We start from the raw sequence: 15,054 nt of genomic DNA on the forward strand, positions 1-15,054 counted from the left end.
GAAAAGTGACAAAGAGGAAACAATGATGACAGCAAAACTAATTAATGTAGAGGGTTCAAAGATAAAAATAGAACTAACATTAGAACTCAGTCGTTCAATGTTGGATACAGAAATAAATATTCAAAAAGGCTTAAACGAAGTAGGTTGCATCGCCAGCAAAGAAGCCTTGAAATATTTAGATACAGATGGTTCACCCTTAAAAATCGGTGAAGAAATCTGGAAGAGTAAGGGAGAGCAACCGAAAGAATATCAAACACCTTATGGTGAGGTTATAGTGAATCGTCATGTATATCAGCGTTCACCTTTGAGGAAAAACGTATTGCCCCTTAGAAAGAGAAGCAAGGATAATCATAACATCAACGCCATTATTGGCAAAACAGGTATCCTCAAAAATGTCAGGGATGGCAGGCAAAGAGGTGAAAAATGATTTATTAGAAAATCATGGTAGAAAAGTAGCGCTATCCTATATCCAAAGATTGAGTGAAGCAGTAGGAAGTGTGGTACAGGCAAAAGAAGAAGCGTGGAGTTATGCCCCGCCCAAGGAGGATAGCCAAATTGCAACAGTGGGAATAGGATTAGATGGAACCTGTATGCTGATGTGTGAGGATGGCTACCGTGAAGCAATGGTGGGAACCGTTTCCCTATACGATAGTGAAGGCGAACGTCAACATACAATCTATCTAGGTGCGGCACCAGAGTATGGAAAAAAGAGTTTTCTAGAAAGATTAGAAAGAGAAATTGAGCGAGCGAAAAACCGTTATCCAGAGGCAACATTGGTCGGGATAGCAGACGGGGCAGAATCAAATTGGAAGTTTTTAGAAAAGCAAACGGAAGAACAGATATTAGATTTCTATCATGCCTCTGGTTACTTAGGTGCCTTGGCAGAAGCGTTGCATCCGAATACCGTGTCAAAACAAAAAGAATGGTTGACTGAAAATTGTCGAGAACTCAAGCATGAAAAAGGAAAAGCAGGAGAACTGCTAAATCTGATGAAAGAAGTCAAAGAAGAAAAAAGTCATTCTAAGAATCTTACCGAGAAACTACAAGCGGCGATTACTTATTACGAGAATCATCAGCATCAAATGGATTATGCTGAATACTTAGAGAAAAAGTATCCGATTGGTTCAGGTGTTACGGAAGCAGCTTGTAAGACGTTGGTCAAACAACGATTATGTTGTTCAGGGATGCGATGGAAGGAAAAAGGAGCAGGAATTATTTTGAGCCTACGAGCTTTGGTATTGACCAAGGAACGATGGAGTCAATTTTGGGCAAAACTTGATCAATATGGGTTCCCTGTAGAACCCTGATTACAACAGCTTTTATCAACTAAAGGTCGCACCCAGTAGTGATGTAAAATAAATTACCCTTTAGATAAAGCTAAAAACCTTGCTGTACAAAGATCGCTATGTGTAAATAATTTTGTCTAAGCACTTAAAGCGACAAGTCTGACAAAACTAAAATCAGTATCAAAAAGATAATCCTACACACGATACTTGTAACATAGAATATAGCTATTTAATTCGAGTCATTCACAATATTTAACGTAAAAATACAAAACTTAACATAAAAACACCAAGTTATTTTTTGCATTAGCCAATAATTAGAGTTTGCCCGCCACAAGCGGATGGAGAATGAAGGATGTTTTGCTCACAAACCAACGGTTTCTATTACAAATTTAATATTTTCGCTACAAGCATAAGGAAATTAAACCAAAGAGAGGTTTTAAAATTTTACACGGTAGAGATTTAATGTTTTTCCAAAATTTTCTTAAGGAAAATAACATATAAATGGAATACACACTTAAAACTTTTACAACTTGTAACCAGTCGAATAATTTAAGATCGCACCGTTATTACGATGTCTTTAGTGACCCATTCCGCCTCTGGATCACTCTGAGGAACCATAGCACGAGTTAACGTCGGTGGATTATCCACATCACTCCCGATCGCCGTCAACAAACTATTTAACGGATTAACCGATTGACCGATACTTCGGGTTTGCAAACCATCATTAAGACTCATTCCCCTGGTTGCAGGTTGCTCATCCAAAGACGGCAATATTAACCACTGAAAATTAGCCACACCCTTCGTCGCAAAAACCTTTAAAACCTCCTTTGTTTGTTGATAATTCGCAGGCAATTGTAAACGCAACTTAGTAAAGGTTTCTTGCCCAGCATCTAACGGTAAAAAGGAAGCAATATTTCCTTGCACGGGAACCTGAGAAATTTCCCAGGTCGGCTCTAAATCCAAAACAGCAACATTAAGAGTTCGTGTGTAAGTATTTTTAACCCTTAAATAAGCAACTTCCCCTGGTTTCAGCGAAACATTTTGGGAATCAGGAAAGGGCTTTTTCGTCTTATCACATAACTCAAACTCCAAATAATCCGTCAACTCCGAAGCAGGATTATCCAACTCCTGAACCGATTGATACTTGCCTAAATGCACCAACCGATCCACCACCTTTTGCGGCGCAGTCGGATCATCAATGCTTAAAGTAGGACGCAGATTTTTAATCGGCATTCCCATACAAATTTCATACTCACCTTCCTTCCCAACTGCCACTTGAAAATGAGCTTCTTCCCCCTCTCCAACTTCCACAACCCAACCATTTCCTGCCAAAGCCTGACGAACTTTAGCTAAAGCCTCGACTTGTTTTTCCACTAAATGAATCGGCAAATCTTGTTCCAAATCTCCCGCTTGTTTTTCCGTAAATAAACGCACTTTGCGAATTAAATTAACAGGAGCCGCCACCATCACCGCCGAAGTCCCAGGTTCGATTTTTCCCTTAATAGGAATTCCCCCCTCATCAACCCTTAAAATTTGTGCCGTTGAACTATCCGCTTCAATCTCATCCGTCAATTCCACAATGGCAATTTGTTTCGTTTTATCCGTCAGATCATCGGTCGGATAAAGGGCAAAACGACAGCCTTCTCCCAAACCTGACGACATTCCCGCATCTAGGGTAATTTCCGTTTGATCTTCCGAAACATTAGTAACAACTAATGTATAGGGTTTATACTCCTGTTTATCCCCAAACACCAGGCGATCGCCCTCTCCTAGTAACATCGGTAATTGATTAGGAAACTTACTTTGAATCATCCCCTTCACACGGTTATAAAGGGATTTATAGGTCATCGGGGCTTGATTATTAACCAGTGTATCAATCATCCAATAGGTTAAAGCTCCATTGCGTTCTTTACCATCAAAAGCCGCCTCGTAGGCAAACTCTGTCGGACGACAAGCCCCCAGAAAAACGTAATCCCTCTGATTAGGCAACCAGCTATCTTTTGCTTCATTTTGTGTTAGCTTCAACCAATTATTTGCTAATTCTTGCTGGGAAGCGACTAAACTATCCGTCAGCCTGTCCTGGGTATCGGTTTCCCCATTCCTCGCCCCCCGAATATCACCATCGCCCCTCGTTGCTCCCCCCGAATGACAACTATCAAAAATAACCGTGACTAATAACCCCTTATCCGTCATCCGTTTGAGCAAAGTCGCCATTTCCACATCCCGCAAATGACGACCGCGATCGCCCACATCCATCGGCACTAAACCCTCATCAAACTGCCCCTTTCCCTTCAAATCAGGAAAAATGGTTTTAACCCGTCCCCCATGACCTGAATAGTGAATATAAACCAAATCCTGGGCTTGGGCTGTTTCCGTAATCGTGTTAAAAGCCTCCACAATATTTTCATAGGTAGGCGGCCTTTCCAGACGCAGCGATCGCACATCTGCAAGAGAATTTTTATCAGGTAAAGGAGAGGTTAATCGGATAATTTGTTCAGCTTCAATTTGCAAAGATTTTTCTAAATAACTCGCTACCTTATCAATATCTCGCACCGCCCCCTTAAGACTTTTATAGTAAGGATTTGGCTCATAATAATCAATTCCGATCAATAACGCATGAAAGTTAGCCATAATTGTTTCAGTTCCTAAGAGAATTTTAGAAAAAGGGTTAATTTAAGTCTCCCTTTTTAAGATCGCTAATATCCATCCTCCCAAATCGTGTCAAGAGGCTTATTTTTCAGTGTAACAGTTTACTCGCTAAACGGCGATCGCTAAAACCGCCCCTCATCACCCACTTCGCTTAAACCATGTTTCAAGGCAATGCGTTCATCAAAGACAAAACACTCTCCCTGCCACAGACTTTTTTGGGGAGAGATCGTCGCTAAATAGTTCAGTATTCCCCCTTTGAGATGGTACACTTTTTCAAAGCCTTGGCGTACCATAAAAGCAGAAGCCTTCTCGCAGCGAATTCCCCCCGTACAAAACATCGCAACCTTGGGATAATTTTTAGGATCAAGGTTTTCAGCAACATAGTTAGGAAACTCTCTAAACTCTCTCGTCATCGGATTAGTGGCCCCTTGAAACGTGCCGATCTCCACCTCGTAACCATTGCGAGTATCAATCACAATCACCTCTGGATCTTGCAGGAGGGCATTCCATTCCTGGGGAGAGACATAAATCCCTACTTGATCATTTGGGTTAATATCCGGGCGACCGAGGGTGACAATTTCGGGTTTGAGTTTAACCTTCATGCGCTTAAAGGGCAATGTCTCTGTCCAAGCCTCTTGAGTTTGAAGATCGCTCAAGCCTGGCTCAGAACGTAAAAGAGTTAATATCGCCTCTATTGCTTCAGGGGAACCAGCTAAAGTACCATTAATTCCCTCGGATGCCAATAAAATCGTACCTTTAATTCCCCTCTGTTGACAAAAATTTCGCCAGGTTGTCCGTTTAGCCTCTAGGGCAGTGAGCGCAACAAATTTGTAGAAGGTCGTCACCAGATAGGTCATGGATTTTCAGAAAAAACTTGATTATTTTTAACACCTATGGCTATAATAGCGAAAGTCAGCAATTTTCTAGTGCATTAGATATTGCTTTTGCTGGGGGTATAGCTCAGTTGGTAGAGCGCCTGCTTTGCAAGCAGGATGTCAGCGGTTCGAGTCCGCTTATCTCCATAAGGTGTTTTTGGAATAAGCAATTATGTCTGTTGGTCTTGCAAAACTACCTTCGCCCGAAGTCGATTTTACACTATGGGTGCTAGAACGAACCAAACTAGTGGTCTGTCAAGCTTGAAATGAGGGGTTACAAGAACCCGTAAGTCTATTTTGGCAAGGCTTTGAGAATCTAGCAACCCATCAAAATAAAGTTGACATGCTACTAGGTAAAAATGCTGTTTTAAGAAAAGTTATTAAGAATTTTTGACATCCTCCTCGGCGTGAACGCACGAGGATTCCCAAACCTCACGATTTAGGTTTCTGTTTCATAGCACCTGCCTTAACAGATTTACTCTGTTCTGGTCTTACGGTCGCTCCACAGACTGACACCGCTAGTCCAGCGGCCAAAATATTTTTGCTGGCGTTAATGTCACGCTCATGGTTTACCCCACATTTAGGGCATTGCCATTCACGGACATTAAGAGGCATTTTTTCGACAATATGCCCACAAGAATTACATCGTTTAGAACTGGGAAACCATCGGTCAATGGCAACTAATTTTCTCCCATACCAGCGACACTTGTAGTCCAATTGTCGAATCAACTCACCCCATCCACTGTCGGAGATAGCAAGGGCAAGTTTGTGGTTTTTAACCATATTCTTAACAGCCAACGACTCAACGGCAATCACTTGATTTTCGCGTACCAAACGGGTCGTTGTTTTGTGCAAGAAATCTTTTCGAGAATCAGAGATTTTAAGGTGAATTTTAGCGACCTTAATCCTTGCCTTTTCTCTGTTTTTAGAACCTTTTTGCTTACGAGCAAGGTTCTTTTGAGCTTTCTTTAAGCGTTTACGATGCTTTTTGAAATGCTTGGGGTTTGTGACTTTACCCCCATTACTATCTGCAATTAAGCTTGTTATCCCCAAATCTATCCCTATCGCATTTTCGCTGACAGGTAGAGGCTTGGTTGTTGGATCGTCAAACCTAATCGAGATGTGCCAACGTCCTGAAGGGTGAAGGCTTACTATGATGCTACTGGGGTCGCATCCCTCGGTCAGTTGTCTAGACCACCTGATTGGTAATGGGTCAGAACATTTAGCAAGGTAAACTTCTTTGTTTTTAAGCTTAAAGGCTGCTTTTGTAAACTCTGCACTACCACCATTTCTCTTCTTCTTGAAGTTGGGGTATTTTGCCCTTCCTGCAAAGAAATTAGTGAAAGCGGTTTGGAGGTGTCTAAGTCCCTGTTGCAGTGGGACAGAGCTAACTTCATTAAGGAAGTCAAGGTCTTCTTCCTTCTTCCATTGAGTTAACAAACGAGAGGTATCGGGATACCCGACTCTCTCCTGCTTCTCATACCACGCTTGAGTTCTGATATGGAGAGCTTTATTGTAAATCAGCCTTACGCAGCCCAAGGTGCGCCGCAATAGCGACTCTTGTTCTGGGGTCGGGTAAAATCGAAATCTAAAAGCTTTTTCCATGCTTTACATTCTAGCTATTCGTAGTTAAAAGTGTCAATCCCATATAAAGTCGTCCTCCGCTATCGCTAAAGGAAGAGGTTTTTACCCATTTCTCTGATCTGATAAAAGAATTCTCAATCTGTAAAAAGTTGTTTTCCTGAGCACTCAAAATACGAGTCTTAATTTTCTGTAAGAGTATAGAGAGTAATGCTTGACGGCTGAATCGCGATCGCTGTAATTCGCCTGAATGGTGAGAGTTTGCTGCGTTCCGAGGCAATGATTAACTTTCATTAACCATAAAATTAAAAAATATCATGATCTTTTATATTGTCAAAGGGGCCAAGGTTTCCTATGCTTTTCATAGAGTGAATAAATAAAGCTACTCTTGTAAAATTTCTTCCGCTTGGTTCGCCATTCAGAATCAGGCTCAGTTTGTTGGGAGTTGACAAACCCCCAAAGGGATTTTCCGATCTCTGAGGAACTAGACGTTTGGAGAATTTTACATTCTGCTCTTCAATCGAGCGAAGGCTGTCGTGTTTATTAATCTGGCTTAACGTAAGCAAGGAAATTAACTATGTCAATTGCAGTAGGAATGATTGAAACCCTTGGGTTTCCGGCAGTGGTAGAAGCAGCCGACTCGATGGTAAAAGCGGCTCGTGTAACCCTAGTCGGTTATGAAAAAATTGGTAGTGGACGAGTCACCGTCATTGTTCGGGGGGATGTATCGGAAGTACAAGCTTCTGTCTCTGCGGGTATTGAAGCGGCTAACCGCGTTAATGGGGGTCAAGTCCTTTCTACCCATATTATTGCCCGTCCCCATGAAAACCTGGAATACGTTCTACCAATTCGCTATATCGAAGAAGTCGAACAATTCCGTAATTATTAAGGACTGAATCCTCTTTCTGTCAGCAGTCTGGAGTCTGAATAAACGCCAGAAACTGACTTCCCCCTATCTCAAATGTCTCTAGGAGAGCGAACTGATTATGTCAATTGCTGTTGGAATGGTAGAAACCTTAGGTTTTCCGGCTGTGGTAGAAGCGGCCGATGCTATGGTTAAGGCGGCTCGCGTTACGCTAGTGGGTTACGAAAAAATTGGTAGTGGTCGGGTCACTGTCATTGTGCGGGGTGATGTGTCTGAGGTACAAGCCTCGGTGTCAGCCGGTATTCAAAACGCGCTGCGGGTTAACGGCGGTGAAGTCCTGTCTAACCACATTATTGCCCGTCCCCATGAAAACCTGGAATATGTTCTGCCGATTCGCTATACCGAGGCTGTAGAACAATTTCGCGAAAGTGTTAATCCTCGTCCTCTAAGACGCATTTAATAGGCAATTGTTAAATTATGCAAATTGCCAAAGTGCTTGGCACGGTGGTAAGTACCTATAAAACCCGTAGTCTTACGGGAGTTAAACTTCTGATTGTCCAATTCATTGATGCTCAAGGCCAACCCCTACCTAACTATGAGGTGGCCGCGGACATCGTGGGAGCGGGAATTAACGAATGGGTTTTGGTCACAAAGGGTAGTGCTGCCCGCATTGATAGTGGCAATGAAGATCGTCCTCTTGATGCAATGGTGGTTGGCATTATTGATACCGTCACGGTGGAAAACCGCTCTTTGTATAACAAAAAAGATGAATTTCGACAGTAAATTCAGTGGATAGTAAATAGGGATAGAGTCACATGGCAGCCCGTAAAATGGCGGCTCCAGCCACGCCTTGGTCAAAAAATCTAGCTGAACCTCGTATTGATGAAACAGCCTACGTTCATTCTTTCTCTAATCTGATTGGGGATGTGAGGGTAGGGGCAAAAGTTCTGATCGCGCCTGGGACTTCGATTCGGGCTGATGAAGGAACGCCTTTTGCTATTGGAGATAACGCCAATATTCAGGACGGGGTGGTTATTCATGGGCTAGAACAAGGTCGGGTGATGGGGGACGATGGCCAGGACTATTCAGTTTGGATTGGTCAGAGTGCTTGTATCACTCATTTGGCTCTTATTCATGGCCCCGCTTATATCGGCGATCGCACCTTTATTGGTTTTCGATCAACGGTATTCAATGCCAGGATTGGGGCTGATTGTGTGGTAATGATGCACGCGCTGATCCAAGATGTGGAAATTCCCAGTGGCAAGTTTGTCCCTTCGGGGGCGGTGATTACTAACCAACAACAGGCGGATCAACTGCCTAATGTTCAAGACCGCGATCGCGCCTATGCTCAACACGTCATAGAGATTAATCAAGCTCTCAGGGCAAGTTATCAAGGTGAGGAAGCTGCGGCTTGTATTACGCCCATTCGGGAAACCATTTCTCGTTCTATAGAAGGCGTTAATAAGACTAACTATATAAATTCAGGGGAAACAACAATGAGTGTCAGTTCCGACATCAGAAATCAAGTCCGCGCTCTGCTCTCCCAGGGCTACAGTGTGGGCGGTGAACACGCCAATGAACGGCGGTTCAAAACCAAATCCTGGAACAGTTGCGGCACTGCCGATGGCTATCGAGAAGACCAAGTTCTCAATACCGTTGAAGGCTGGTTAAATAGCTATGCAGGGGAATACGTCCGCTTAATTGGCATTGATAAGGCAGCCAAACGTCGGGTGGTCGAAGTCATTATCCAACGTCCAGGCGATACGCCTGGTTCACCTTCCCGCACCACAAAAACCAGCAGTTACAGTACTAACGGTCATAGCAATAGTAGCCTGGCAGGTCTTAAGCCCGATGCGGCTGGTCAACTGCGAGCCTTAATCCATCAAGGTTGCAAAATTGGCTTAGAACACGCCAATGCCCGTCGTTTTAAAACAGGCTCCTGGTTAGGGGGCGGTACGATTGAAAGTGCCAGGGAAGGGGAAGCTATTCAACGTCTAGAAGCTTTCCTTGCTGAATATCCCCAGGAATATGTCCGCATTATTGGCATTGATCCGGTCGCTAAACGGCGGGTCGCAGAAATCATCGTTCAACGTCCTGGTAACGAAACGGTTGGTCGGGCCAGTGTTGGTAATACCGCTAAGGTCAGTTTAGGCGGAAATGCTGCTCGCGCAACTGGTATCTCCTCAGAAACGATCGCCCAAGTTCGTTCCTTGTTAGCCCAGGGCTACAGCATTCGCACCGAGCATACCGATAAACGCCGTTTTCGCGCTAAATCCTGGGATAGCTGTTCTCCCATCAGTGGTAGTCGAGAAGCAGAGATCATCGCCGGTTTGGAAGCTTGCTTGGCCGAGCATCAAGGGGAATATGTTCGTTTAATTGGGGTGGACACCAAGGCAAAACGTCGGGTATTGGAAACGATCATTCAACGTCCTGATGAGTCCGTCAGTAACGGTAACGGTAGTCGAGCCACCAGTTCACCCGCCCCTACCCCTGCTTACAACGGCAATACCGACCGTAATAGCTATGGCAACGCCTCTAGTAAACCTGAATTAGCAGCCACCGTCATTAACCAAGTGCGATCGCTGTTAGCCCAGGGTTACAAAATTGGTACGGAGCATACGGATCAACGTCGTTTTCGCGCTAAATCCTGGGAAAGCTGTTCTCCCATTACCAGTACCCGTGAAGCAGATGTCCTACGTTCTTTGGAAGCCTGCTTAGCGGATCACCAAGGGGAATATGTACGGCTCCTCGGCATTGATACTAACGCCAAACGTCGGGTTCTCGAAACCATCATCCAACGCCCCTAATTAACCTATGCGCCTACCGCCCGTCCAAATTGTGAGCCAATCGGAATATTTTGTGAGTGGCGATGTGTCCATTCATGAAACGGCGGTAGTGGCCCCCGGTGTTGTGCTGAAAGCGGCTCCCAATAGTCAAATTCTGATCGGTGCCGGTTCCTGTATTGGTATGGGAACGGTGATTAATGCCTATGCGGGCATTGTGGATATCGAATCGGCAGTGACTTTGGGGCCAGGGGTTTTAATTATGGGTCGCTCCACCGTTGGCCAAGGGGCCTGTGTCGGTACAAAAACCACCATTATTAATACTTCCATTGAACCTTTAACGATGATCGCGCCAGGCTCACTGTTGGGGGATACTTCTAGAGCTTGGCAACCAGAAACCGTTTCTCCTGCTGCGAACATTTCTTCCCCCTGGGAAACAGAAGAAGTTATTAATGATTCCCTGCCCATTCCTGAATCACCTGTAGAAACTGAACCTGAGCCTGAATTGCCCTCAGAACCCGCGATCGCCCCTGAATTTGTGATGCCGGTAGATACGGTTCTTAAGGAAAAACAGCCTGTAGTGGGACAGGTTTATATTAATCAATTACTGATTACGCTTTTCCCTGAACGTCAAAGAACGTTAAACGTTTAAAGGGAAAAATCCAGGGTAGAGATTGATGGCATTCAAGCTATCGTTGAATCGCTTCCTTATTTTAGCTAGTTCGATGGGAAGCCCCACGCTCTACCGACAGGTGAGCAATGGGATGAAAGTCGAGTTAATCGAGTGGCTCAATGCCGCGAAGATTAACAAAAAGTGCTATTATTTGGACAAGGCAATAAAGAACCTGATTGCCATAAGGGTTGATTTCCTTCCCGTAAGATGTCTGATAAGCCTCTGATTGTTGGCACTTCTTCAATGAAGAAGATTCGATCAATAACAAGCGACTCCGTTGCATGGTTCAAATAGGATGAAAAAGAAATTTCAAAAAGTGGGGTTGGGCATCGTCTCACTATAAAACGCTCCAGTCCAGTTCCATCGTAGAACGACTTTCTGGTGGGAGAAGCCCACACTGTACCGCCTAAGCGGTTAGTGCTGGGAGTATGTCACGTTAACTAAAAGCAAAGTTTGCCAGGGCAAACGCATCTTATTTTTGAATGATAGGCTAGGTAGGGTCTGCTGAAAAAGTCCACAAAACGAACCTAGATGCCACAGGATGCGAAAAATGGTGACTTCAGAAAGTTGTTTCCAATTTCAACCCCCAGTTTTCCAACGACGTGCATGGGCTTTGAGCCTCCAAAGGCCATAACCTTGCACCTGATCGTTTTTAAAATGCTTGAAAGCATTATCCGGCAAGGGTTCTATACTTATTCAGCAAGCCCTATTTAGTAAGGCTTTTGACTTAAGTTGACACCAATGGGGAGAACCACCCTATCAAGTTGCCCAAAAAATTGCTAAAGTTCGAGAATTAGCGGCAAAAGAAGGCCGAACGGTACGGTTTGGGATTCGTCTCCATGTTATTGTTCGAGATACAGAGTCCCAGGCTTGGGCCGCCGCCGAAGAATTGATTCAATATGTGGATGATAGCGCGATCGCCAAAGCTCAGCAATCCTTTGCTCAAACTGATTCAGAAGGTCAAAAACGCATGAGTCAACTCAATGGGGAAAACCGAGATAATTTAGAAATTAGTCCTAATCTTTGGGCAGGGGTTGGATTAGTCCAAGATGGGGCAGGAACCGCTTTAGTGGGTGATCCTGATACCGTTGTTGCCCGAATGCTGGAATACTATCAATTAGGCATTGAAACCTTTGTTTTGTCGGGTTGCCCTCATCTAGAAGAAGCCTATCGCGTTGCTGAATTGTTATTTCCCCGTTTACCCTTGTATCAACCATCTTCAATCAATTCTAACTACGAATTACAACCCTTTGGGGAAGGTTTTGGGTCAATTTCTCAACCTAAATCTATTATTTCTGCCAGTGGCTCTTAAGTTAGATTATTTCTTATCGAATTGGGATATTTAGGAATCTGAAAAGTAGAAATTTTTAATAATGAAAATGATTTCCTATTTATCGCCAAATTTGTTCTGGTTTTATCAAGCCGTTGCTGATAGTTTATCCCGTCAGTTAAATCAGAAAATTGATTTGAGTCAAGCCACTTGCGATCCCTTGGTTGATCCCATGTTGCAACAGAATCAAGTCGATCTCGCTTTTATTTGCGGTTTACCTTTGCTTAGACATAATCGATCTGCAAAGCAACCGTTACAATTGGTAGTCGCTCCTATCATGCGATCGCGGCGTTATCAAAATCAACCAATTTATTTTGCAGATGTCGTGGTCTCTCGTGCCAGTCAAATTCACACTTTGCAGGACTTAGCAGGAAAAAGCTTTTGCTATAACGATCGCGGATCGAATAGTGGCTACTATTTACTTCGACATCGGCTGATCGAAAAAGGCTATCTCCCTAATTTTTTTGAAAATACTAAAGCGTCAGGCTCTCACCAGCGATCGCTGCAATGGATTATCCAAGGTTTGGCCGATTGTGCGGCGATCGATAGCGTAGTTTTAGAGGAAGAGATTCGTCAATATCCTCAAATTAATCAAAAAATCAGGATAATTGAGTCTATTCCTTCTCCTATTCCGCCCTTAGTCGCATCAGCCAACCTAGATCAAGAATTTATCCAGAAACTACAAAGGATTTTGCTACAACCTGATCCTATTTTGCAAACCGCAATGACCAAAGCCCAAGTCCATTGCTATACTCCTGTGACTGAGAGGGATTACCAAACGATCATCCAACGTTATGATAGAGCGATCGCTTTTGGATACGAATGAATAACTTGAGACTGGCGTTTTGTAAAAGAATAAATTGGTGTCGTTCTTTCTAACCCTTTTTGACAGGCATCGGCATAAATTTTTTGGAAAAGATCCCGTTGAGCATGGCTACCACCAATTTTATATAGGTTAGGAAGAATCGGTTTAAATAATTTTTCGGTTGTTTTCCAATCCCTGATCGCATGGGCGATCGCACCCTTGGCAGCAGGAAGAGCAATTTCTATCCAGGATTTTCTCAGGGTCAGTTTAACTTGAAGGGCATATTCTTCCATACTGGCTAACATTACCTCGGCTAATACTCGTTGGCCAGAGCGGGCTAGGGCATAAATATAATGCAAATCTTGAAAGGGAAGGGCGTGTTCATGCAATCGGGGTCGGAGATAGGCAGAAACTTTCTCCCAGCGATCGCCGACATTGATGCCCAGTAATTCCAAACGTAATAACAGAGAAATTGCCCCCACTTGATCTTTGGGAGATTCTTTCTGAGCCTTTCCCCAAACCTGTCGATCATAGAGCGATAAAACCTTACGGATATTGCCTTTGGCTAAATAAAATAAAGCAATGTGCCACCAATTATGGGTGTAGAGCATGGAATTGCAATTTTCCCAGGTATGGGCCAGACTTTCCAAATAGTGAATGCCTTCTTCGTGACGGTTTTGAGTTTCCATGACATGGGCAACTGCGTGAACAGCCCAGGGATCAGGATTACCGCTTTCTAAACTCATCTCCACCGCTTGTCGAGCAATTTTTTCAGCAGAAGCCAAAAAACGGCACTGTTCCAAGCCAAAAGCCAGCATTCCCAAGAGATAGTGATTATCAGCGTGACTAGATAACGCTTTCTCTCCCACATCGAGTAAGTTCTGCTTATCACCCAAATAAAAATAATGATACTGCGATCGCTGAACGGCAAAAATATCCTGGGGAAAGGCTTCAACAATCTGATCACAATAGCTGACTGCCAGATCGATTTCCTTAAAGGCCCAAGCTTCAGTGGCTAAAAAGTAATGTTTTTCCCGTTCATTCGCTCTCTCAATTTCTTTTTTGGCGATATTCAAATAGGCGATTCCCTGTTGCCAGGTGTCTGCACTTTCTTGGGAAAAATAATAGGCCGCCGCATGGGTGTGGGCTAAAACACTACTGGGATCAGCCGCGATCGCCGCGAGAATAGCAGATTCAGCCCGATGATCATAACTGAGACAATACTCTGTGTAACGGTTAAGCTCCGCAACAGCTTCCATTGAGACAGTGGAGACATCAAGCCCCTGGGCATCCTTCATCATGATCTTGTCCTCAGCAGTACATTCATGACTCTAACATAAACTACTAAAAATAGATAGAGAATATGTAGATTAGGCTACAAAAATGATCAAATTCCATTGTCTCAAGATTTTTCGATTCACAGATCTCACTAGAAAATCGCTTTACGGAATGGATCTAGCCACCTTCTTTCTCTGACCATGCGAAAAACAAATGGTTGTTGAATACATTTTCAATACGTTTTTAATTGAATTTTACGACTATTCAAGTTACAGTAAAACTTAAATGCCCTGAATAACGGCAAGCAATAGTCCATTTGATAACATTTGCTAGTTTTTAGATGGGGAGTTAGGTCATTAACCTAATTTGTCGCATTACCTGAATTCATTCAAAAAAGAACTCCATAATTCAACAGGTTTCTAGGAAAATCAGCAACTTATTAAATTTGCTAGGCAAAAAAGCAAGTAAAATTCAAACTTTTATTTTTTTGCTCTCATTAACAGCAATTAGTTTCGCTTTTCTCAATGTCCCTCTTAACTCAAATGCCGCGAGTCCAGTTACACGGTTGGCTTTGGATTGTTTTTGCTTTGCTCGGAACCTGGACAGTGGGAAGTTTATGGATGCCAGATAAGGTAATGACTATGCGACGAAAGTAAGCATATCAGGGCTTGGGGAAGAGGCAAGTTTAGCGGTAAGGAATTTAGGCAAAAGCAGACTGGGTGGACTTTGAGGAAAAATCATTTGGGCTTGATGTTGAAGGGCTAGTTGAGCAATCTGACTTTTCCCGTTAAGTCCAAAATCCAGCAATGCAAACTTCTAGAGGCTTTATCTGGCAAGGGTTTGAGTAATGATTCTCTTGACAGGAAAAAAATATTCTGAAGCCATCATCCCGCTTATCGTTCAAATTTCAAAAACAAAGGATGAAGGGA

12 protein-coding genes, 1 tRNA gene and 1 pseudogene are annotated in these 15,054 nt (G+C 43.4%); 9 read left to right on the plus strand and 5 right to left on the minus strand.

Annotated elements, in window-relative coordinates:
- Positions 1-25 precede the first annotated feature (25 nt).
- Positions 26-1,307, plus strand: a pseudogene (locus KA717_01065) (ISKra4 family transposase).
- A 528-nt stretch (positions 1,308-1,835) separates the two neighbouring features.
- Here the strand turns inward: KA717_01065 and KA717_01070 are convergent.
- Together KA717_01070 and KA717_01075 are read right to left on the minus strand one after the other, a co-directional pair.
- Positions 1,836-3,917 (minus strand): caspase family protein, encoded by a 2,082-nt coding sequence (locus KA717_01070; protein UXE61607.1) that lies wholly within the window; start codon positions 3,915-3,917, stop codon positions 1,836-1,838.
- A 140-nt stretch (positions 3,918-4,057) separates the two neighbouring features.
- A complete protein-coding gene (locus KA717_01075) occupies positions 4,058-4,792 on the minus strand; it encodes a rhodanese-related sulfurtransferase (protein UXE61608.1) in 735 nt (244 codons plus the stop codon).
- A 92-nt stretch (positions 4,793-4,884) separates the two neighbouring features.
- Between KA717_01075 and KA717_01080 the strand changes: the two genes are divergently transcribed.
- Positions 4,885-4,957: transfer RNA gene (locus KA717_01080), tRNA-Ala, on the plus strand.
- Positions 4,958-5,242: 285 nt separating this feature from the next.
- Here the strand turns inward: KA717_01080 and KA717_01085 are convergent.
- Positions 5,243-6,415: a transposase gene (locus KA717_01085; protein UXE61609.1), complete on the minus strand. Its 1,173-nt coding sequence runs from the start codon at positions 6,413-6,415 to the stop codon at positions 5,243-5,245.
- A 553-nt stretch (positions 6,416-6,968) separates the two neighbouring features.
- Between KA717_01085 and KA717_01090 the strand changes: the two genes are divergently transcribed.
- The 7 genes from KA717_01090 (at position 6,969) to KA717_01120 (ending at position 12,868) form a co-directional block, all read left to right on the plus strand.
- Positions 6,969-7,280 (plus strand): carbon dioxide-concentrating mechanism protein CcmK, encoded by a 312-nt coding sequence (locus KA717_01090; protein UXE61610.1) that lies wholly within the window; start codon positions 6,969-6,971, stop codon positions 7,278-7,280.
- A 97-nt stretch (positions 7,281-7,377) separates the two neighbouring features.
- Complete coding sequence (locus KA717_01095) at positions 7,378-7,716, plus strand: BMC domain-containing protein (GenBank protein UXE61611.1); 339 nt, start codon at positions 7,378-7,380, stop codon at positions 7,714-7,716.
- A 17-nt stretch (positions 7,717-7,733) separates the two neighbouring features.
- Entirely contained in the window at positions 7,734-8,039 is a 306-nt protein-coding gene (locus KA717_01100) for a EutN/CcmL family microcompartment protein (GenBank protein ID UXE61612.1), read from the plus strand.
- Between the two features lie 32 nt (positions 8,040-8,071).
- Positions 8,072-10,063: a ribulose bisphosphate carboxylase small subunit gene (locus tag KA717_01105; protein ID UXE61613.1), complete on the plus strand. Its 1,992-nt coding sequence runs from the start codon at positions 8,072-8,074 to the stop codon at positions 10,061-10,063.
- 7 nt (positions 10,064-10,070) lie between these two features.
- Positions 10,071-10,691: a hypothetical protein gene (locus KA717_01110; GenBank protein UXE61614.1), complete on the plus strand. Its 621-nt coding sequence runs from the start codon at positions 10,071-10,073 to the stop codon at positions 10,689-10,691.
- 796 nt (positions 10,692-11,487) lie between these two features.
- Entirely contained in the window at positions 11,488-12,024 is a 537-nt protein-coding gene (locus KA717_01115; GenBank protein UXE64515.1) for an LLM class flavin-dependent oxidoreductase, read from the plus strand.
- Between the two features lie 61 nt (positions 12,025-12,085).
- Positions 12,086-12,868, plus strand: coding sequence for a PhnD/SsuA/transferrin family substrate-binding protein (locus KA717_01120; protein UXE61615.1), 783 nt, complete (start codon positions 12,086-12,088; stop codon positions 12,866-12,868).
- Here the strand turns inward: KA717_01120 and KA717_01125 are convergent.
- Entirely contained in the window at positions 12,835-14,145 is a 1,311-nt protein-coding gene (locus tag KA717_01125; GenBank protein UXE61616.1) for a tetratricopeptide repeat protein, read from the minus strand. The genes KA717_01120 and KA717_01125 overlap by 34 nt on opposite strands.
- A 619-nt stretch (positions 14,146-14,764) precedes the next feature.
- Entirely contained in the window at positions 14,765-14,932 is a 168-nt protein-coding gene (locus KA717_01130; GenBank protein UXE61617.1) for a hypothetical protein, read from the minus strand.
- Positions 14,933-15,054 lie beyond the last annotated feature (122 nt).

The sequence above is a fragment of the Woronichinia naegeliana WA131 genome (genome assembly GCA_025370055.1).
Lineage (GTDB): Bacteria > Cyanobacteriota > Cyanobacteriia > Cyanobacteriales > Microcystaceae > Woronichinia > Woronichinia naegeliana.

What these genes read in the sequence shown, in the direction of transcription:
- KA717_01070 (UXE61607.1), bottom strand. Translation starts at nt 3,917, where the DNA reads ATGGCTAACTTTCATGCGTTATTGATCGGAATTGATTATTATGAGCCA.
- KA717_01075 (UXE61608.1), bottom strand. Translation starts at nt 4,792, where the DNA reads ATGACCTATCTGGTGACGACCTTCTACAAATTTGTTGCGCTCACTGCC.
- KA717_01085 (UXE61609.1), bottom strand. Translation starts at nt 6,415, where the DNA reads ATGGAAAAAGCTTTTAGATTTCGATTTTACCCGACCCCAGAACAAGAG.
- KA717_01090 (UXE61610.1), top strand. Translation starts at nt 6,969, where the DNA reads ATGTCAATTGCAGTAGGAATGATTGAAACCCTTGGGTTTCCGGCAGTG.
- KA717_01095 (UXE61611.1), top strand. Translation starts at nt 7,378, where the DNA reads ATGTCAATTGCTGTTGGAATGGTAGAAACCTTAGGTTTTCCGGCTGTG.
- KA717_01100 (UXE61612.1), top strand. Translation starts at nt 7,734, where the DNA reads ATGCAAATTGCCAAAGTGCTTGGCACGGTGGTAAGTACCTATAAAACC.
- KA717_01105 (UXE61613.1), top strand. Translation starts at nt 8,072, where the DNA reads ATGGCAGCCCGTAAAATGGCGGCTCCAGCCACGCCTTGGTCAAAAAAT.
- KA717_01110 (UXE61614.1), top strand. Translation starts at nt 10,071, where the DNA reads ATGCGCCTACCGCCCGTCCAAATTGTGAGCCAATCGGAATATTTTGTG.
- KA717_01120 (UXE61615.1), top strand. Translation starts at nt 12,086, where the DNA reads ATGAAAATGATTTCCTATTTATCGCCAAATTTGTTCTGGTTTTATCAA.
- KA717_01125 (UXE61616.1), bottom strand. Translation starts at nt 14,145, where the DNA reads ATGAAGGATGCCCAGGGGCTTGATGTCTCCACTGTCTCAATGGAAGCT.